The organism is Roseovarius sp. SCSIO 43702 (assembly GCF_019599045.1).
GTDB lineage: Bacteria > Pseudomonadota > Alphaproteobacteria > Rhodobacterales > Rhodobacteraceae > Roseovarius.
This window is the reverse complement of the sequence record NZ_CP080623.1, coordinates 2970773-2990444: the sequence shown is the minus strand read 5'-3', so window position 1 is coordinate 2990444 and position 19672 is coordinate 2970773. Positions and strand designations below refer to the sequence as shown.

The 19672-nt window shown below is 64.1% G+C and carries 15 protein-coding genes; 11 read left to right on the top strand and 4 right to left on the bottom strand.

The annotated features are described in order from the left end of the window. Positions 1–66 precede the first annotated feature (66 nt). The 5 genes from K1T73_RS14845 to K1T73_RS14825 all read left to right on the top strand — a co-directional run bounded on the left by K1T73_RS14845 (position 67) and on the right by K1T73_RS14825 (position 7060). Positions 67–1623, top strand: coding sequence for an ABC transporter substrate-binding protein (locus K1T73_RS14845; protein WP_220601445.1), 1557 nt, complete (start codon positions 67–69; stop codon positions 1621–1623). Between the two features lie 65 nt (positions 1624–1688). Then, entirely contained in the window at positions 1689–2633 is a 945-nt protein-coding gene (locus K1T73_RS14840) for an ABC transporter permease (protein WP_220601444.1), read from the top strand. After that, positions 2614–3555, top strand: a complete 942-nt coding sequence (locus K1T73_RS14835) for an ABC transporter permease (RefSeq protein WP_259400288.1) — start codon at positions 2614–2616, stop codon at positions 3553–3555. Before K1T73_RS14840 ends, K1T73_RS14835 begins: the two co-directional genes overlap by 20 nt. Before the next feature lies 1 nt (position 3556). Next, a complete protein-coding gene (locus K1T73_RS14830) occupies positions 3557–5617 on the top strand; it encodes an ABC transporter ATP-binding protein (protein ID WP_220601443.1) in 2061 nt (686 codons plus the stop codon). 21 nt (positions 5618–5638) lie between these two features. Then, positions 5639–7060 (top strand): C69 family dipeptidase, encoded by a 1422-nt coding sequence (locus tag K1T73_RS14825; protein WP_220601442.1) that lies wholly within the window; start codon positions 5639–5641, stop codon positions 7058–7060. Here K1T73_RS14825 and K1T73_RS14820 read toward each other — a convergent pair whose 3' ends face one another. From K1T73_RS14820 to K1T73_RS14805, 4 genes are read right to left on the bottom strand one after another with little or no spacing between them, the layout of a single operon-like run. After that, positions 7061–7951 (bottom strand): NAD(P)-dependent oxidoreductase, encoded by an 891-nt coding sequence (locus K1T73_RS14820; protein WP_220601441.1) that lies wholly within the window; start codon positions 7949–7951, stop codon positions 7061–7063. Then, positions 7948–8658, bottom strand: coding sequence for an SDR family oxidoreductase (locus tag K1T73_RS14815; RefSeq protein ID WP_259400286.1), 711 nt, complete (start codon positions 8656–8658; stop codon positions 7948–7950). Before K1T73_RS14815 ends, K1T73_RS14820 begins: the two co-directional genes overlap by 4 nt. 31 nt (positions 8659–8689) lie before the next feature. Further along, positions 8690–10369: a Na/Pi cotransporter family protein gene (locus K1T73_RS14810; protein ID WP_220601439.1), complete on the bottom strand. Its 1680-nt coding sequence runs from the start codon at positions 10367–10369 to the stop codon at positions 8690–8692. Between the two features lie 13 nt (positions 10370–10382). Continuing rightward, positions 10383–11174 (bottom strand): DeoR/GlpR family DNA-binding transcription regulator, encoded by a 792-nt coding sequence (locus tag K1T73_RS14805; protein ID WP_220601438.1) that lies wholly within the window; start codon positions 11172–11174, stop codon positions 10383–10385. A 241-nt stretch (positions 11175–11415) separates the two neighbouring features. Between K1T73_RS14805 and K1T73_RS14800 the strand changes: the two genes are divergently transcribed. From K1T73_RS14800 to K1T73_RS14775, 6 genes are all read left to right on the top strand, one after another. Further along, positions 11416–12912, top strand: a complete 1497-nt coding sequence (locus K1T73_RS14800; protein ID WP_310794397.1) for a sulfatase-like hydrolase/transferase — start codon at positions 11416–11418, stop codon at positions 12910–12912. A gap of 300 nt (positions 12913–13212) precedes the next feature. Then, complete coding sequence (locus K1T73_RS14795) at positions 13213–15252, top strand: ABC transporter substrate-binding protein (protein ID WP_220601437.1); 2040 nt, start codon at positions 13213–13215, stop codon at positions 15250–15252. A gap of 106 nt (positions 15253–15358) precedes the next feature. Further along, positions 15359–16363 (top strand): ABC transporter permease, encoded by a 1005-nt coding sequence (locus K1T73_RS14790; RefSeq protein ID WP_220601436.1) that lies wholly within the window; start codon positions 15359–15361, stop codon positions 16361–16363. A gap of 6 nt (positions 16364–16369) precedes the next feature. After that, positions 16370–17569: an ABC transporter permease gene (locus K1T73_RS14785; RefSeq protein WP_259400285.1), complete on the top strand. Its 1200-nt coding sequence runs from the start codon at positions 16370–16372 to the stop codon at positions 17567–17569. Continuing rightward, on the top strand, positions 17566–18561 hold the full coding sequence (locus tag K1T73_RS14780; protein ID WP_220601435.1) for an ABC transporter ATP-binding protein: 996 nt from the start codon (positions 17566–17568) through the stop codon (positions 18559–18561). Before K1T73_RS14785 ends, K1T73_RS14780 begins: the two co-directional genes overlap by 4 nt. Beyond that, complete coding sequence (locus K1T73_RS14775; protein WP_220601434.1) at positions 18558–19562, top strand: ABC transporter ATP-binding protein; 1005 nt, start codon at positions 18558–18560, stop codon at positions 19560–19562. The genes K1T73_RS14780 and K1T73_RS14775 overlap by 4 nt, the downstream gene beginning before the upstream one ends. The last annotated feature ends 110 nt before the right edge of the window (positions 19563–19672 follow it).

Genomic DNA, 19672 nt, shown 5'->3' with positions numbered 1-19672 from the left:
AAATTCCGGCTGCCGTGGATAATCACGAACAACGAAAAAGAAGAACAGACACATGGGAGATCTTGCATGACCACGTTCAACACAACCCGCCGCCAGTTCCTCGGGAAGACGGCAGCCTTCGGCGCGCTGAGTGTCGCACCGGCCTGGACCGGCGCGGTGGTCGCGCAGGAAAACGGGCAGAAGGTGCTGCGCGTGCGGCAGGACGGCGACAACGCCATCCTGGATCCGGCCTACATGGTGGGTGGCACCGAGGTCGAGGCGCAGAAGCAGTGTCTTCCGTTCCTCGCGGAATATGTCGAGGAAGATGGCAGCTTCACCTGGCGACCGACGATGTATGTGGAGAAGCTGGAACTGCGCGATCCCACGCATATCGATTTCGAGCTGAAACCGGGTCTCAAGTGGTCGAACGGCTTCGGCACGCTGAGCGCGGAGGACGTGAAATACTCCTACGAGCGTATGAAGGACGGCGACTGGGCGGGGTATTTCGAGGCGCTCGACAGTGTCGAAGTCACCGGCGACCTGACCGGGACGATCGTGCTCACGCAGGCATTCGCACCCTTCTTCATGGTGACGCTCTGCCACGGGCCGGGAGCCATCGTCTGCAAGAAGGCGACCGAGGAGGCCGGGGGCAAGTTCACCATCGACTTCCCGGCGATCTGCGGCCCCTACACCTATGACTACAAACCCGGTCAGCGCGTCCTGTTCGAGAGAAACCCCGAATGGACCGGTCCGAAGCCCGATTTCGACAAGGTCATCGCCAACGTGATCACCGAGGTGAAAGCGTCGGAACTGGCGTTCGATGCGGGCGAGCTCGACAGCACCGAGCTTGGCCCGGATACGCTGGCGCGGTATCTTGCAGACATGCCGGAGGGCGTGAAGGTCACCACGGCGGGTGAGCTTCAATACATGTGGATGGGAATGAACACGGAGCATCCGAAACTTCAGGATCTCAAGGTTCGGCAGGCGATCCAGCATGCGGTCGACGTGGATTCGATCCTCGCCGGGGCCTACTCCAACACCACCACGAAATCGCACGGGATCATTTGCCCCGGCCTGCTGGGTCAGCGCGAGCAGTCCGGTTACAGCTATGATCCGGCGAAAGCTCGCGCGCTTCTGGACGAAGCGGGTGTCTCGGGCCTCGAACTGACGCTGCGCACGCTCAACATCCAGGAGCGGATGCTGGCCGCGCAGATCATCCAGGCCAACCTCGCCGCGGTGGGGATTACCGTGAAGGTCATGCCGCTCGACAGCGGGCCCTTCTGGGAAATGGGTCAGGAGAGCAAGGGTGACACCTGGAAGGAACTGGAGCTCTGGCTCATGCGCTTCGGCACCACGCCCGACCCCTACGAGGCGACGCAGTGGTTCGTCTCGGACCAAGTCGGCATCTGGAACTGGGAGCGCTGGACCGACGAGGAATACGACCGCCTCTACAAGGAAGGCATCGCCGAGGACGACGAGGACAAGCGCCGCGAGATCTATCTGCGGATGCAGGAGATCATGGAGAACACGGGCGCCTATGTCTGGATCAACCACGAACCGGAAGCCTATGCACATGTCGACACGATCGAGATCAACGCGGCGCCTTCGGGCGAGTTGAACTATCGCCGGTTCAAGATGGTCTGATGGTCGAGACCGCGACCCCGGCCTTGCGCGCGAGGCGCATTGGGCCGGGGCAGCGGTGAAACGCGATGGTCGTCTATCTCATAAAACGCCTGGGCCTTGCGGTCGTCGTCATCTGCCTCGTGGTGCTGGTGCTCTTCTCGCTCCTGCACCTTATTCCGGGCGATCCGGCGACGATCGCTCTCGGCCCCCGCGCGACGCCCGAGGCGGTGGCGCGCTATGCCGAGAAGATGCATCTCGACGAGCCCATATGGAAGCAATTCGTGATCTACGTCGGCAATGCCGCGACGGGCGACCTGGGGCTCGACGTGTTCTCGGATCGGCCGGTGGCGGCGATCATCCTCGAGCGACTGGGATTCACACTGGCGCTTGTCTTCGCGAGCATGGGGTGGGCCGCGCTTTTGGGAATTCCGCTCGGGTGCCTGGCGGCGGTGCGGCCCAACAGCCTGCTGGACCGGATCACCGGCGTCCTGTCGGTTGGGAGTATCGCGCTACCCTCGTTCCTCGTGGCGATCTGGGCGCTCCTGATCTTCGCGGTCGAGCTTCGCTGGCTTCCGGCGATCGGTGCCGGGGAGCCGGGCGACCTGGGCGATCAGCTTACCCATCTCATCCTTCCGGCATTCGCCATCGGGCTGAGCTGGGTGGGGTATCTCGCGCGGATGGTCCGCGCCTCAATGCTGGAGGTCATGGGCGAAAACTACATACGCTCGGCCCGCGCCTTCGGACTGCGTCCCCGCAAGGTGGTCTATGGCTATGCGCTCCGGGTGGCGATCCTGCCCACGATCACGCTGATCGGGATGGGGTTCGGAGGGCTTATCTCGGCTACCGTCTTCGCCGAGATCATCTTTGCCCGGCCCGGGGTGGGCAAGCTCATTTTCGACTCCGTCATGGCGCGGAACTTCCCGGTGGTCCAGGGCGCGGTCCTTGTCGCCACGGGACTCTACATCCTCGTCGTTCTTTTCTCCGATATTCTCATAGCCTGGCTTGATCCCCGTGTCCGTGAATCGCTCTGATACCGAAACCGGGGCGCCGCAGCTCGATGCGAGCGTGCCCGACGACCTTACCGAGGCGGCGGTGCGGGAAAGCGCCGGGCGCGAACGGCGCGAGAAGCTGAAGGCTTTCCTGGGTAACTGGCAGGGCTTGACCGGCCTGATCCTCGTGCTGCTCTTCTTCGCCAGCGCGATATTCGCGCCATGGCTCGCGCCCTATGACCCCAATGCGCTCGACATTCCAGCGCGCCTGTCGCCGCCCACGCTCGATCACCTCGCGGGGACCGACCAGTTGGGGCGCGACACCTTCTCGCGGCTGCTCTACGGGGGGCGCGTGGCGCTCAAGATCGCGGCCATCGGCGTGTCGGTGGCGCTTGTCACGGGACTGGTCCTCGGGATGATCGCGGGCGCGGGACCGCGCTGGCTCGACAACCTGCTGCTGCTTCTCTTCGACACGGTGCGCGCTTTTCCGACGATCGTGCTGGCGCTCGCGACCGTGGCGCTCACGGGGCCGAGCCTCGAGCTGGTTCTGGCTATCGTGATCATCACGTCGATCCCGCAATACGCGCGAGTGGCGCGGACGGCGACGATGAGCTTGCGGAACTCGGAGTTCATCCTCGCCGAGAAATCGCTCGGGGCGGGGCATATTCGCCTGCTGTGGCATCACATCATGCCGAACGTGGTCGGCCCCCTGCTGATCCTCGCGGCGATGGACGTGCCGGTGGTCGTGACGGTCGAGGCCGGGTTGAGCTTCCTCGGTCTTGGCGTCCTGCCGCCCACGGCGAGTTGGGGCACGATCCTCAACGAGGGGTATCTCGTCATTCGCGACACGCCCTGGATGGTGGTGGCAGCGGGCATCCCGCTCATCCTCACGACGCTTGGCTTCACCTTCCTGGGCGAGGCCCTGCGCGACATCTTCGATCCGCGTATGGCGAAAGGGCGCTGACATGGCCAAGGACATGATCGAGGGCAACGATATCCTGATGGACGTGCGCGACCTGTCGGTCGATTTCCGCACATCTCGCGGCCGGATCAAGGCGCTGCGCAACATCTCTTTCCCGATCCGCAAGAACAGGATCGTGGGCATCGTGGGCGAAAGCGGGTCGGGCAAATCGACGGTTCTGTGGGCGATGCTGGGCCTTCTTGCGCAGAACGCGGAGGTGACGAGCGGAGAGATCCTGTTCGAGGATCGCGATCTGCTTCATGCCAGCGAGGCCCGGTTGCGCGCAACGCGCGGCGAGGAAATCTCGGTCGTCTTCCAGGATCCGATGACGAGCCAGATTCCCGTCCTGACCTATGGTCGCCAGATGCTCGATATCCTCTACCGCCGCCCCGGCATGAGCGCCGCCGAGAAGCGGAAGGCGGCGGTCGAGATGCTGGGCAAGGTCGGCATTCCCGACCCTGACCGGCGCATCGATCAGTATCCGCACCATTTCTCGGGCGGAATGCGGCAGCGGGTGGGGATCGCGATGGCGCTTCTGACCGGTCCCAAGCTCCTGTTGGCGGACGAGCCGACGACCGCACTCGACGTGACGATGGAAGCGCAGATCATCCACCTTCTGCAGGAGCTGAAGAGCGAGCTCGATGCCACGGTCGTGGTGGTGTCGCACAACCTCGGGCTTATCGCCGAGCTGTGCGATGACGTGGTGGTGATGTATGCGGGCGACGTGGTCGAGGCGGGCGACGTGCGCGAGATCTTCCACAATGCGCAGCATCCCTATACGCGCGCATTGCTGGAATGCGACCCGGCGCGGATCGACGACGTGTCGCGCAAGCTTCCGGTCATTCCCGGTGACATTCCCGATCTCGCGCGCCCGCAACCCGCCTGCATCTACGCGCCGCGTTGCCAGCGGGCGATGGAGGTCTGTCGTGACGAGGTTCCACCAACAATCGCGCGCGGCGAAGCGAGCTTTGCCAAGTGTCACCTGCTGGGCGGTCCGCACGCGGACCCGGATTGGCCCCCGCCGCCGGACGTCCTCACGGTCTATCGCGGCGAGGACGTCGAGGAAAAGCTGAAGGCCAAGAAGAGCGATGAGCCGCTTCTCGAGGTGAGCAACCTCAATGTGCAGTTCCAGACCGTGGGACGCCTGCGCGCGGCGCTGAACGGGATAGACCAGCGCCACGTGGACGCGGTGCTCGACGTAAGTCTTACGGTCAGGCCCGGGGAAACGGTGGGTCTCGTGGGGGAAAGCGGCTCGGGCAAGACGACGCTGGGGCGCACCATCCTGAACCTGACGCCGGCGCAGGGCGGATCGGTCCTGTTCGAGGGAAACGAGATACGCAACATGGCCGAGCGGCGCTTCAAGCCGCTCAGGCGCGACATGGCGATGATGTTCCAGGACCCCGTGGGGTCACTCAGTCCGCGCAAGTCGGTGCGCGCGCTCATCACCGAACCCTACCAGATCCACGGTATCACCGGCATCGACCTCGATGCCGAGGCCGAGCGGCTGGCCGAGATGGTCCGCCTGCCCAAGCCGCTGCTGTCGCGCTATCCGCACGAGCTTTCGGGTGGACAGGCGCGGCGCGTGGGCGTGGCGCGTGCACTCGCGCTCAACCCCAAGCTCATCATCGCCGACGAACCTACGGCGGGGCTCGACGTGTCGGTGCAGGGCGAAATCCTGAACCTCATGGCCGATCTGCAGGCCGAGCACGGATTGGGCTACCTGATCATCACCCATAACCTGCCCGTGGTGCGCCACATCGCGGACCGGCTGGCGATCATGTATCTGGGACGAATCGTCGAGGAGGGGCCGACCGACCGGGTTTTCGCCAGTCCGCTGCATCCTTACACGCAAGCACTCGTCGAAGGCGTGCCGCAACCCGATCCCGACCGCCGCCGCGCGCATGTCTCGATCTCCGGCGAGGTGCCCAGCCTTCTCAACCGGCCGGAGGGCTGTGATTTCTGCACGCGCTGCCCCTACGTGCAGGACAAGTGCCGCCGCGAGAAGCCTCCGCATTTCCAGTCCGACGACGGGCGCAGCCACGCCTGTTTCTTTCCGCTGACCTGACATCAACACGACGAGCATCCGATGAGCTATGGCATCTATATCGGGCGGAACCACACCGCCGACGGCATCCCCTACCTGGCGGGCTATGGCGACGAGCCGTCGAGTCATTGGCTCGAGATCATGCCGCGCGCCAGCCATGAGGATGGGGCCACGATCACGGTGGGCGTGACCCCGCAGGCCGACATGCCGGGCCGCCTGACCGAGATCCCGCAGGCGCCCGTCACGGCCCGGAACATGCGCGTGAGCTACAGCTATTACCTCGGCGTGCCCGCACCGCTGACCAATGGCGGACTCAACGAGCACGGAGTCGCGGTGCGCGACATCTGGTCGACCTCGCGGGCGGAGTTGATCGAGATGACGCCGAAAGATCAGACGGGACCCAACTATTCCGACCTTGCACGTATCGTGATCGAGCGCGCGCACACGGCGCGCGAGGGCGTGGAGATCATCGGCGCGCTGATCGCCGAGCATGGCTATTCGACCTATGGCGGCAATTCGCACATGATCGCGGACCCGGATGAAGCCTGGGTCGTGATCGAGTTCGCTGGTGGGCGCGGGCTCTGGTGCGCCGAGCGGCTGGGCCCGGACAGCATCCGCGCCTCGCGCCCCGGCTATATCGGCGAGGTGCCGGGCGCGCCGGGGGACGACTTCCTCTACCCGCCGCATTTCCATGACGTTGCGCGCGAGCAAGGCTGGTGGAGCGGTGGTGCCTTCGACGTGAACGCGGTCTATGGCGACGGTAAGGGTCGCTGGGAGGGTCTCGCCTGGGTCGAGGACGAGATGACGCGGCGTGCGGCGCGGCCGGGAAAGATCACGTTGGAGGACGTGTTCTGGTCGATCTCGACCGAGACGCTGACCGGGGATACGGCGGGGTATGGTCAGGTCGTGCCTCTTGTGCATCCGTCCCATCCCGCGCTTCGGATGATGTGGCACGCAGCCGTCGGACCGGTGACGGCGCCGCTCTTGCCGGTGTTCATGGGGATGGACGAGGTGCCGGCGGCCTACCGGCAACATCGCTACCTGACCACCGGGGAAAGCCATCGGTTCCTGGACTGTCGCAAGGAGGACAAGGACCCCGACACGGTTTCGCAGATACCGCAGGGTGTCGAGACGGGCACCTCCGCCGTGCGGGAGTTCAAGCGGCTCATGCATCTGGCCTTTCAGAAGATCGACCCGCTCCTGGGCGAGGTCTGGGACCATTGGCGCGCCGTCGAGAGGGATGTGAACGCGCGGCTGCCTGATCTTCAACGGGCCGCTGAAATCCTGCTGAAGGCGGACGAGGAGGAGCTTGCCAAGGGCGTTCTGACCGAGTTCAGCCATGCGCGCCTTGGCGAGGCGCTGGCGGATTGCACGGCGCTGGCGGATGCCGCGCAAGTTCGGCTCAGGGTGTCGGGCGATCTGAACCTCGAGGGCAAGCCGCTCGCACCACCACAGCGCTGGTGATCAGCCGCCGAAAAGGCGCGCGCGGATACCGGGGTCCATCAACTCGCTGACGAGCCGGTCGGAAAGGTCGGCCCTCGTGGCATCCTCGAAAAATGCCTGGACGGCCTTTGCGAGGGTCGTGTCGCGGTTCAGGTCGTCCATCATTTCCATGATGTATCGCATGTCCTTTGCTGCGTTGCCGACCGAAAACCGATAACCCCGATAGTCGCCTTCGAGAGCGTTTCCGATGATCCGGCGCAGCGCGCCGGAGTCGGCGGAGCCTCGCGTCACCACATCATAGAGCTTGGCGGGATCGGTGCCGTTCAGATCGGCCATATGAAACGCCTCGATGACCAGGGCGATGATGCCCATGACCATGTAGTTGTTCGCGAACTTCGCGCGCGTCCCGGCGCCGACCGGACCGAAATGCTGCACCGTTCCGCAGAAGTGGCCCAAGATCGGCTCGATGCGGCCGAAGACATCGGGAGCGGCGCCGACGAGCGCGCCGAGCGTTCCCTCCTGGGCCTGTGCCGCGCCGCCGGTGAGGGGGCTTTCGGCGAAAGCGACGCCTTGCGCGGAGAGCGTGTTCTCGAGAGCTACCAGCGAGGCGAGCGAGGACGTGCCGGTATCGACCACCGCCATGCCGGGCGTCAGGGCAGGGCGCATGGCGTCGATGACGGTTTCGACCGTGTGGGAATCAGGAAGGCAAAGCAGGATGACGTCGCAGGCGGAAGCAAGCGCTTGCGGGTCGGGGTGTTCGGTCGCGCCATGGGCCACCAGGTGATCGGCAACGGTGCGGGTACGGTTGGCGCAGATGTGAAGTTCGCCCGTTCCGGCGAGGAGATTTCCCCCCATCCCCGCGCCCATCGCGCCGAGACCCACGAGGCCGATCCGGTCGTCCGAACCGCTCATAGCGACCATCCGCCATCGACGACGAATCCTTGACCCGTGGCCACGCGGCTTTCGTCGGACGCGAGGTAGACGACCATTCCGGCGATGTCCTCGGGGCTCGCCATCTCCCGCGTGGGTTGGCGGTCGAGCATGGCCGCGTAGGCCGCATCGTAGTCGCCACCGGCGGCCATGCGCGCCTTGAGAGAAGGGGTGAGAACGGTGCCCGGGCAGATCGCGTTGCACCGGATGCCCTCGCGGATGAAGTCGGCTGCGACGGATTTCGTGAGGCCCAGAACCGCCCCCTTGGACGCCGAGTAGATGCAGCGCCGCGTGACGCCCTTGAGCGAGGAGGCGACGCTTGCCATGTTGATGATCGACCCGCCGCCGTTCTCGACCATGCGTGGCAGGAACAGCTCGATCATACGGCCCATCGCGCGGACGTTGAGCGCGAAGGTCCGCTCCCAATCGGCATCGCTCGCCTCGAGAATGGTGCCGTCATGAACGAAGCCCGCACAGTTGAAGAGGACGTCAGGAGCGGGCGCGGCTTCCGCGAAGGCGGCCACTTGTCCTGCGTCGGTCACGTCAAGCACCGAGCAGCGGAGGTTCTCATGCATCTGCGCGAGCGTGTCGAGCGCGCCGGCGTCGATGTCGGTCGCGTGGACGGTCGCGCCCTCGCGCGCCATGGCAAGCGCGCTCGCCCGGCCGATGCCCGCGCCGGCCGCGCTCATGATGACTGTTTTCCCCTGGAGCCGCATCCTCTCACTCCTCCTCCGAATGTTCAGGCCGCATCGTGGTAACGAGGCGGGTATCGAGCAACTGCCCCTCACGATAGAGGATCGGGTAGGCGAGCGAGGCGATCTGACTGTTCATGTCCTTGAGCGCATTCGCGGTCTCGAGATGGATGTCGCTGCTGTCGAGGCTGATCCCGCTGCCGGCGCTGAGGCGCTTGAGGTGTTTCTTTCGCGTCTGGCGGTGGAGTCTTGCCATCTCGGTCTTTTCCTCGAGCAGCAACCGCGCGCTTTCGACGTCGCCCGAGATAAGCACGTTCGATGCGAGTGCGAGATTTTGCAGGATGCGATCATGCATCGCCGTCAGTTCGTCGAGCCCGGTCTTGGAAAGGGTGAGCGATTGCTCGGACTTGTCCGCGGCGAGGCTGGTCAGCCGCTTCACGACGATGTCGCCTGCCGCCTCGAGCGCGATCGCGTATTCCATCAGCTCGCGCAGATCCTTGCGCATTCGCTTGGGCATCTCGTGCTTGTGCATCTCGGCGGCATAGTGCCGGATGTCATCGAGCGCGGTGTTCAGGATCTCGTCCTTGGCCCGGATCGCGCGCATCTCGGAGGTGCTGAACTCCGAATATAGGTTCATGACCGGCTCGACCATCTCCTGGAGCACCTGCGTCATGCGCAGCACCTCCCGCCGGAGGCAGGCGAGCGCCTGCGCGGGCGAGGCGAGCGCGTGTTCGTCAAGCACCGAGCGGTGGTGCATCGGCACGTCGTCAAGCTGTGACGGCGGATCGGGCATGACACGGCGCAGTGGTCCCTCGAGGCGGGCGCAGAAGGGAAGGGTAAGAAGCAACGACGCGTTGAAGAGGATATGCAGCACGATGAGTGTCTGGCCCGCGCTCATGTCGGGAAGGTAGCTCACGATCGGGGTGCGGTTGACCGCGATCACCGCGATGAATGCGAATGTCCCGCGCAGGATCAGGTTGGCGAGCGGCAGGCGTGTCGAGATGGGCGGCAAGCCACGGCTGAGCCAGACCGGGATGAGCGCCGAGCCGAGGTTCGCCCCAAGGACGAGGGACATGCCGACGCTCAGCGGAAGCGCCCCTATGCTGACGACCGTGACGCACATGAGCACGGTGGCGACGGAGGAGTGCATCACGAAAGCCAATGCCGCCCCGGTAAGGAACGCGGTGATGAAGTCCCGCGCAAGGTAGCCGCCGATGGCCGGCAGGAAGCTGCTGTCGCGGATGGGGTCCATCGTCTCGCGCAGGAAACGCAGCGCGATCAGGATGAAGGCGATACCGAGGATGATCCGCCCCGCCTGCTTGAGACCGCGGCGCGAGGACTTGAGAAACAGAAAGCCACCGCCGGCCAGCAGGACGGGCACGAGCCAGTCGAGCTTGAGCGAGAGCACCTGGATAAGCAGGGACGAACCGAGATCGGCCCCCAGGATCATCGCGAGGCCCGTGCCGAAGCCGAGGCCGCCCGAGACCGCGAAGCCCGCCACGAGAAGCGCCACCGCCGCCGAGCTTTGGAGAATGATCGCCATGATCATCCCGGCGCCCGCCGCGCCGACGGGGTTGCGCGCCGCGGTCACGGTGCGGCGGAACGAGGCACCGTAGGCGCGTTCGATACCCGTGCGCACCATGCGCACCGCGAAAAGCAGGAGCATCGTCGCACCCGCGAGCTGAGTGAGGAAGCTCAGAAGCGCCATGAGTCGTCCCCTCTCATTTCTTCGCCTTCGCCACGACCAGCTCGATGTCCCAATGCTCGAGCCGCTCGCGGAAGTTGGGCCTGGGCTCGGCGTCGGTGACGAGAAGGTCTACCGCTTCGGGCGGACAGGCCACCATCGGGGCGGTCTGGCCGAACTTGGTGTGGCCCACCGCGACGAGGCAGCGTTTTGCGCGGGCAGTGACGCTCCGGGCAAGTTCGGCCTCGGCTGCGCCGGTGAGAAGAAAGCCTGAGACGGGATCGACTGCGTCGACGCTCAGCACCGCCATGTCGATGTTGAATTGGCCGATGAAAGCTTCGGCGGATGCGCCGAACGTTCCCAGTTCCGCCTCGCGCAGCTCGCCCCCCGCGAGCCAGACGATGTTGTCGTTTCGGCGCACGAGCGCCTGTGCGGCGTAAAGCCCGTTCGTCACAACGGTCAGGCCGCGATGATCGCGCAGGGCCTCCGCGACATAGGCCGTGGTCGAGCCGACGTCGAGAAACACGCAGGCGCCATCGGGGATGAGACGTGCCGCGGCCGAGGCGATGCGCGCCTTTTCCGCCGCGTTCCGTTCGAGCCGCGACATGACCGGCGAGGCCGCGTCGGTATTGGCGAGGTAGACGCCGCCATGCACCCGGTGCACCAGCCCGGCCTTGGCCAGCGACTTGACGGTGCGCCGCACGGTTTCCTCCGACACGGCCAGCTCCTCGGCGAGCGCGGCCGTGCGGGCCGAGCCGCCACAGGCACGCAGCGTGTCGAGAAGTTCCACCTCGCGATGGGTGGCATGGGTGTCCGCGGGTTTGATCATCGTGGCGTGAGTTATGGATGTGTTACCGCACAATAGACCCTTTTTTGCGGGTGTCGAGATCGCCATAAGGGGAAATGTGGGAATTTGCATGTTTTTGCGGATATCGGGCTCCCGAGACGAAGGGTCTGTGGAAACACGGCAGGACGAACAAGGCGCCCGGAGAGGCCCGCACAATCCCCTTGATGCCGGCCCGGCGAGCGGGTTTGCTGACCCGCGACGCAAAAGCCGGAGCCAGCCCACCGTGACCGACCGCATGAATGTCCTCTTCGTCATCATCGACCAGCTTCGCGCCGATTGCCTGTTCGGCCCGCTTGCCAAGGCGGCCGATCTCAAGACCCTGCGCGCCTTTGCGGATGAGGCTGTCAGTTTCCGGTATCACCATACGGTCACTTGCCCTTGTGGCCCGTCGCGAGCCTCGATCCTGACGGGCCAATACGCGATGAACCATCGTGCGGTGCGCAACGGCACGCCCCTGCGGCACGATCTGCCGAACATCGCGACCGAGGCGCGCAAGGCGGGATATGCGCCGCTTCTCTATGGCTATACCGACGTCACCGCGGACCCGCGCCTGCACGATCCGAACGACCCGCGCCTTCATACCTACGAGGAAGTGCTTGCCGGGTTCGACGAGGCGGTCGAGATGCGGCTCGAGGAAAGCTGGCCCTGGCGTGCGCACCTTGCGGCGAAAGGCCACGCGGTGCCGCCATATCCCGAGATATTTCGTCCCGATGGAGACCGACCGGATGCGCCGGCCTTCTATGCCGCCGAGGACAGCGATACGGCCTTTCTGACTGACCGGGTGATCAAGGAGCTGCGAGTGCGGCCGCCTGGCTGGTTCGCCCACGTGACCTATATCCGGCCGCATCCACCGCTCGTCGCGCCAGCGCCCTACAATGATTGCGTGGATCGGGGTGTGGTCCCGCCGGCGCATCGCCCGGTCCCACGCGACGCAGAGGCTTCGGCCCATCCCTTCAACGCGCCGACCCTGCAGGCCAAGCGCATCGCGTCGAATGTCGTTGGATTTCCCGATCTGCCCGACGATGACGAAACCGTCAGGATGCTGCGCGCGCTTTATCTGGGGCTTGCGCGGGAGGTGGACGACCATATCGGGCGCCTGATCGCCTTCTTGCGGGAGACAGGGCAGTATGACGACACGCTCATCATCCTGACAGCGGACCACGGTGAGATGTTGGGTGATCATCACCAGTGGGGGAAGATGACATATCGCAACGCGGCCTATCATGTTCCGCTAATCGTCCGTGATCCGCGCCATACGGAGGCGTTCGGGACAAGCGTCGAGGCGATGACCGAATCGGTCGACGTGACGCCCACGATCCTCGATCTGATCGGCCAGGAGGTGCCCGACACGATGGACGGCGTGAGCCTGCGGCCGTTTCTCGAGGGCGTGCAGCCCGACGGGTGGCGGACGCACAGCTTTTCCGAGTTGGATTTCGGCGATCCGGTCGATCCGACCCTCTGGCAGGAGGCGCTGGGGCTGGGCGCGGATGACGCGAACCTTGCGATTCTGCGCACGCGCGACAGGGCGCTCGTGCACTTCAACGGCGGCTTGCCGCCCGTCCTTCTGGAGCGCGACAACACCGGCGAGGAGCGCATCGCCGAGGCGGATGACAAGATTCTTCTGGAAATGTCGCAAGCAATGTTGAACCATCGCATGCGCCATGCCGAGGGGCGGTTCGCCAGAACGATGATCACCGCGGAGGGCGTTCGCCGCGGATAAGGGACGATCCGCGAGCGGGCCGGCCAGCGCGCGTGAGGCATTCGGGAAACCCAGCAAGACGCGTTCCGGCGATGGCCTAGAGACGTGGCTCGCGGCCGCTTTCGGAGGGCGAGGACCGGGGTTTCGACAAGGGGGAGAAACGCAAGAGACTGGATGATCAGGACGGCTGGCCCTAAGCCTTCGGGTCAACTGGACGTATTCAAGTCGACCATGCGCCGCATAGCATCGCGGCTTACGGTCGAAGAACGAGGGGCAGAAGACCCCCGCCATAAATCAACCGACCAAGGAACAGGAGAGGATATGAAACGGATTTTATTGTCAGGGGTGGCGTTCTTCGCGCTGCCTGCGGCGGCGCTGGCCAATTGCCCGGCGATCACCCTCGAGGACATGCAGGGGATAGCGCCGGGCGCCTACCCGCAGCAATACGAGCTGAGCGCCTTCGAGGAGGCCGCCGGTTGCGAAATGGAGTTCACGACCAACCCCGATATCGAGGCGCTGAATTCCGAGATCAAGGGGAATGGCGATCTGCCGCCCCTGGCCGAACGCCTGCCGGAAGAGCCGCTTGTCGTGGTGCCCTACAACAGCATTGGCGAGTATGGCGGCACCCTGGACGTCCTGTCGAACGCGACCGAAGCGGGCACGTCCGACTTCCTCTCGGTGCGGCATGTGAGCTTCGTCCGCTATTCCGACGACCTTCAGACCATCGTGCCGAATGTCGCGAAATCATGGGAATGGAATGACGATTTCACCCAGCTTACGATAACGCTGCGCAAGGGGCACAAGTGGTCGGACGGGGAGCCGTTCACCAGCGCGGACGTGAAATTCTATCACGACAACCTGATGCTCGACACCAACATCTTCGAAACGCCCAAGGACTACATCACCGTCGGCGGTGAGACGATGACCGTCGAGACACCCGACGACGTCACGGTGATCTTCAAGCTGCCCGCACCCAAGCCGGGGCTGCTGGCGCATTTCGCGACGCATTACTCGCAGCCGTTCCAGCCGAAGCATTTCCTGGGCAAGTTCCACCCGGACGTGAGCGAGGATGCGGACAGCTACGCGCAAAGCCTGGGCTTCGAGAACGGCTATGACGCGATCAAGGCCTATTACGGCAACTCGGACTGGACGGACACGCCCACGCCGATGTTGTCGAAGCCCGAACTCGTGGATGATCTGCCTAAGGCGACCTATCCCACGCTCGAGAGCCATATCTACGTGACCGACACGACCGAGGGGCGCCACCTGGTCGCGAACCCTTATTTCTTCCAGGTCGATCCGACGGGCCAGCAGCTTCCGTATATCAGCGAGCAGGACGAGGTCTACATCAACGACAACGAGGTTCGCATCCTCAAGCTCGTGAACAACGAAGTGGACTACAAGTCTCAATCGCTGCAACTCGAATCCGCACCGATCCTGCTCGAGAACCAGGAGAAGGGCGGCTATGGCATCCAGCTCAAACCCGAGATCACGATGAGTGCCTTCGGCTTCAACGTCACGCACGAGGATCCCGAGAAGCGCGAGGTGTTCGGCGATGTGAAGTTCCGCGAGGCGATGTCTCTGGCCATCGATCGGGAGGAGCTCAACGAAACGGGCTTCTTCGGACAGGGCAAGCCCAAGCAATATGTGGGCTTCTCGCCGCTGCCGGAATTCGTGGACCCGAAATGGGAAAGCTACATGGCCGAGTATGACCCGGAGGGGGCCAAGGCGCGGCTGGATGAGCTCGGTGTCGTTGACAAGGATGGCGACGGGATGCGCGAATTGCCCAATGGCGACAAGCTTGTCCTGAACCTCAACTATTCGACGCAAGGCGTCGCCGGGCAGACGGTCGAGCTTGTCTCGCAGTACTGGCGGGATGTGGGGATCGATTCGGTCGTGAAAGAGGTGACGCCGGACGAGTATCGCTCGGCCCAGTCGTCGAACCAGCTGGACGTGTCGATGTGGCGCAAGGGCCAGCCGATGGCGATCGTCCTTGGCAACAACGAGCTTTGGGTGCCGCCCTTCGAGAACTATTTCGGCAACCGCAACGGCATGCTCTGGGCCGAATGGGTCGACAGCGACGGCGCCGCGGGCGTCGAGCCGCCGGAGGACGTGAAGCAGTTGATCGAGGATATCAATGCCTTCCAGTCCGCCGACCAGGAAAGCGATGAGTTCAAGGAACTCGGGGAGCGTCTCGTGAAGAACATGACCGAGAACCTGTTCTTCATCGGGACGGTCAATGCGCCGGCACCGATCTTCCACTCGGATCGGCTCAAGAACTTTACCGAGTTCAAGACGCATTCCTACGAATACTACCGCACCTACCCCTACCGCGCGACGCAGTGGTGGCTCGAAGAGTAGGCCGGTCAAATGGATACCTGCGCCGGGCGGCTCGTTTCGCCCGGTGCACTCCCAACGATAACAAGGGCCGGGCATGCACCCGCCCCGGGGACAACAGGGAAACGCGATGCTGAATTTCAGCCGCTTCGTGGTGACACGAGCCATCATGGCCATGATCACGCTGATCATCGTGTCGCTGGTGGTCTTCTCGCTGATGGAGCTTGTGCCGGGAGACTGCGCCGAGCGGTATCTGGCTTTCAAGAACACCCAAGGCTCGGGCATTTCGGTCGCCGATATCGAGACCGAGCGCAAGCGCCTGGGCCTCGATCAGCCGTTCCTCACGCGGTGGGGCCTCTGGATCGTGAACGCGTTCCAGGGCGAATTCGGCGACAGTTGCATCCTGCGGGTGAACATCGCGCAGCTTCTGGGATCGAAGTTCTGGCTTTCGCTTGGCATCTGCCTTGCGTCGCTTACCCTTGCCTATGCCATCGCGATCCCCGTGGGGATCCTTTCGGCGGCGACGAACAACCCGTATCTCAACAACGGTCTTCGCCTCTTCAGCTACCTTGGCCTTGCCATGCCGAACTTTCTCCTGGCGCTGATCATCATGCTGATCTCGACCGTCTGGTTCGGTGAGACGCTGACCGGTCTTTTCAGCAAGGAATACCGCGATGCGCCCTGGGACTGGGACAAGTTCGTGGACCTGCTGAAACACGCGTGGTTGCCCGTTTTCATCCTGGGATGGTCCGCCACCGCCTTCGCGCTTCAGACCGTGCGGGCGCTCATGTCGGACGAGATCGGCAAGCTCTACGTCACCGCCGCCGCGGCGCGGGGGGTACATGGGCGAAGGCTTCTCTGGCGTTACCCGGCGCGGCACGCGCTGGGGCCGATCATCAACAGCCTGGGGTTTGACCTGAACCGCATCTTCAACGAGTTGCCCATCGTCGCGCTGATCCTGGTCATGACGGACGCGGGCGCGCTTCTGATCGAAGCGCTGGCACGGTCCAACGATCAGCAACTTGCCGGTGCGATCATCTTCCTTCTCACGGCGTCGATCGTGACGCTCAATTTCCTGACCGACGTGCTTCTGGCGGTGATCGACCCGCGCGTCCGCAAGAGCATCCTGAGGTGAGCGGCCATGAGTAACCCCCCCGATCCCCTCAAGCCCAACCTCGCCGAAACCACCGGACCTCATGTGCAGGTGGTCGAGACCGAGGACGCGGTCGAACGGCGCGCCAAGGAGGCCTATTTCACTGCCTCCCAGAGCCAGCTCATCTGGGCGCGGTTCAAGAAGCAGCGCGCGGCGATGGTTGCGGCCATCGTGTTGGTGGTGTTGGTCCTGTCGGGACTCTTCGCGCCGTTCCTGTCGCCCTATGACCCGACCATCGCGGGCCGGGACAGGGACTATACCAACGGCGCACCGCAACTGCCGCAGTTCTGCGACAAGAACGGTTGCTCGGCGCGCCCCTTCATCCACGCGGTCGAGCGCGAACGCTCGATCGCGACCAATTTCCGCTGGGTGACGAAGGTCAACGAGGACAAGCGCCACTACCTGCGCTTCTTCGTCGAGGGCGACCGGTACGAACTTTTCGGCTTCATCCCGATGGACACGCATCTCTTCGGGGTCGAGGACGCCAAGATTCACATCTTCGGGACCGACGAGGACGGGCAGGATATCTTCAGCCGAACGCTGCACGCGATCTGGACGTCGATGCAGGTGGGCACGATCGGGGTCTTCATCGCCTTCGTTCTGGCCCTCATCATCGGCGGGATCTCGGGGTACTACGGGGGATGGATCGACGGGGTCATACAGATGATCACCGACGCGGTGCGCACGGTGCCGGCGATCCCGCTCTTCATGGCGGTGGCGGCCTTCATGCCGCCCGAGATGACCGCGGAGGCGAGGTTTTTCTACATATCAATGATCCTGGGCCTGATCGGCTGGCCCACGCTTGCGCGGCGGGTTCGCACGCATCTGTTGACCGAGCGGAACCAGGAATACGTGCTGGCCGCACAGCTCTGCGGCGCGTCGTCGGGGCACGTGATCCGCAAGCACCTGCTGCCCAGCTTCACAAGCTACATCATCGTCGACCTCGTGATCTCGTTTCCCTACATGGTGCTGAGCGAGACCGCGCTTTCCTTCATCGGGCTGGGTCTCAAGGATCCGGTATCGAGCCTCGGCGTCATGCTCCAGAAGGCGACGAGCGCGGACGTCCTGCTCAATTACCAATGGTATTTCATCCCGGTGCTGTTCTTCATCGCGCTGGTGATGGCCTTCGTTTTCGTCGGTGACGGCCTGCGGGACGCTGCCGACCCTTATTCGGACAATTCCAGATGAGCGCGCTGATCGAAGTCGAGAACCTGACGCTGAAGTTCCGCACCGACGAGGGGCTGGTGACGGCGGTGGATGACGTGAGTTTCACGCTCGACAGGGGCGAGGTGATGGGCCTTGTCGGCGAAAGCGGCTCGGGCAAGTCGGTGACGGCGAAGTCGCTCATGCATCTCAACGCCAGGAACGCGGTCTACAGCCCCGAAAGCCGGATCACGCTGCACACGGAGACCGGGCCGGTCGACGTGCTGTCGCTGCGGCGTCCGTCGGATTTGAAGGTCGTGCGGGGCGGGGCGATTTCCATGATCTTCCAGGAACCAATGGCGAGTTTCGCGCCCGCGCTGACCATCGGCAAGCAGATGGTCGAGCAATTGCAGCTTCATTCCGACATGTCCAAGGCCAAGGCCAAGGAGGTGTCGATCGAGATGCTGGATCGCGTCGGGATTTCGGATGCCCCGAGCCGGTTCAACCAGTATGCATTCGAGCTTTCGGGCGGGATGCGGCAGCGGGCGATGATCGCGATGGCCCTGTCGACACGGCCGAAGCTGCTTATCGCGGACGAGCCGACCACGGCACTCGACGTCACGATCCAAGCGCAGGTGATCGACCTGATGAAGGACCTCGTGAACGAGTTTCACATGGGCATCATCTTCATCACCCACGATCTCGGCGTGGTGGCGCAGACCGCCGACAAGGTGGCGGTGATGTATCTTGGCCGCCTGATCGAGGAAGGGCCGGTCCGGCCCGTCATCCGGGATGCAAAACACCCATATACGCAAGGGCTTCTGGCGGCCCTGCCGACGCTCGACGATCTCGATGCGCCGCTGGTCCCGGTGCCCGGTGACATTCCCTCGCCGCTGGAACGACCCTCGGGTTGCGTCTTTCATACGCGCTGTCCGAAATACCTTGGCGACGTGTGCAGGATGCGCGAGCCGATTATCCGAAAACCCGAGCCGGATCATGAGGTTGCGTGCCACATCTACGAGGGGGAGGACGCATGAGCGGCAACGACCTGATCAGGGCGCGGGACCTCTCGGTGGGGTTCAATATCGGCGGGACGCTATTCGGCAAGCGCGTATTGAAGGCGGTCGACAAGGTCAACATCGACATCCCGCGCGGGTCATTCTACGGCATCGTGGGGGAAAGCGGGTCGGGCAAGACGACGCTGGGGCGGGCGCTTCTCAAGGCGGTGCCGATCACCGGCGGCGAGGCGACCTACGACGATGGCGAGGTGCGGTATGACCTTGCCACGCTGGACGGAAACGACCTCAAGGACTATCGCAAGCGGGCGCAGCTCATCTTCCAGGATCCTTATGCCGCCCTGTCTCCGCGCATGACCGTGCGCGATATCATCGCGGAGCCGCTGGAGGTCATGGGCCTGACGAAGGGGCGCGAGGAGACGGATGCGCGGGTGCGCGAGATCGCGGCGAAATGCCGGCTCAACCTCGAACATCTCAGGCGCTTTCCACATGCCTTTTCCGGTGGCCAGAGACAGCGGATCTCCATCGCCCGCGCGCTGGTCTCAGGGCCGAAATTCGTGGTGGCGGACGAAAGCGTGGCCGCGCTCGACGTGTCGATCCAGGCAGATGTTCTCAATCTTCTCAAGGAGTTGCAGCGCGACCTCGGTATTACCTTCATGTTCATCAGCCATGACCTGAGCGTGGTGGCGCATAGCTGTGATCACGTGGCGGTCATGTATCTCGGTCGGCTTGTCGAGACGGCGCCCACGAGGTCCCTGTTCGCCGAGCCGAAGCATCCCTATACCAAGGCGCTGTTCTCGGCGATCCCCTCGCTCGATCCCGACGACAGGGGCAGCGCGCAGAAGCTCGAGGGGGAGATCCCGTCGCCCATGAATCAGCCGCCGGGATGCAAGTTCAACACCCGTTGTCCGCACGCGATCGACCATTGCCGAGAGGTCGAGCCGGCGCTCGAACATGCGGGGACGGAACACGAGGTGGCCTGTCACCGCTGGCGCGAATTGCTGGCCGAGGTGCCGGCCTGAGCGAAGCCACCACATCTGGACATGGGCACGAGATGTCGGGGGCAGCGCGGCGCCGCCCCCAACGTCGGTATCCATGTCGGTATCCACGTCGGTATCACGTCGGTGCGCAA

What these genes read in the sequence shown, in the direction of transcription:
- K1T73_RS14830 (WP_220601443.1), top strand. Translation starts at nt 3,557, where the DNA reads ATGGCCAAGGACATGATCGAGGGCAACGATATCCTGATGGACGTGCGC.
- K1T73_RS14840 (WP_220601444.1), top strand. Translation starts at nt 1,689, where the DNA reads ATGGTCGTCTATCTCATAAAACGCCTGGGCCTTGCGGTCGTCGTCATC.
- K1T73_RS14845 (WP_220601445.1), top strand. Translation starts at nt 67, where the DNA reads ATGACCACGTTCAACACAACCCGCCGCCAGTTCCTCGGGAAGACGGCA.
- K1T73_RS14775 (WP_220601434.1), top strand. Translation starts at nt 18,558, where the DNA reads ATGAGCGGCAACGACCTGATCAGGGCGCGGGACCTCTCGGTGGGGTTC.
- K1T73_RS14790 (WP_220601436.1), top strand. Translation starts at nt 15,359, where the DNA reads ATGCTGAATTTCAGCCGCTTCGTGGTGACACGAGCCATCATGGCCATG.
- K1T73_RS14810 (WP_220601439.1), bottom strand. Translation starts at nt 10,369, where the DNA reads ATGGCGCTTCTGAGCTTCCTCACTCAGCTCGCGGGTGCGACGATGCTC.
- K1T73_RS14780 (WP_220601435.1), top strand. Translation starts at nt 17,566, where the DNA reads ATGAGCGCGCTGATCGAAGTCGAGAACCTGACGCTGAAGTTCCGCACC.
- K1T73_RS14825 (WP_220601442.1), top strand. Translation starts at nt 5,639, where the DNA reads ATGAGCTATGGCATCTATATCGGGCGGAACCACACCGCCGACGGCATC.
- K1T73_RS14820 (WP_220601441.1), bottom strand. Translation starts at nt 7,951, where the DNA reads ATGAGCGGTTCGGACGACCGGATCGGCCTCGTGGGTCTCGGCGCGATG.
- K1T73_RS14815 (WP_259400286.1), bottom strand. Translation starts at nt 8,658, where the DNA reads ATGAGCGCGGCCGGCGCGGGCATCGGCCGGGCGAGCGCGCTTGCCATG.
- K1T73_RS14805 (WP_220601438.1), bottom strand. Translation starts at nt 11,174, where the DNA reads ATGATCAAACCCGCGGACACCCATGCCACCCATCGCGAGGTGGAACTT.
- K1T73_RS14795 (WP_220601437.1), top strand. Translation starts at nt 13,213, where the DNA reads ATGAAACGGATTTTATTGTCAGGGGTGGCGTTCTTCGCGCTGCCTGCG.
- K1T73_RS14785 (WP_259400285.1), top strand. Translation starts at nt 16,370, where the DNA reads ATGAGTAACCCCCCCGATCCCCTCAAGCCCAACCTCGCCGAAACCACC.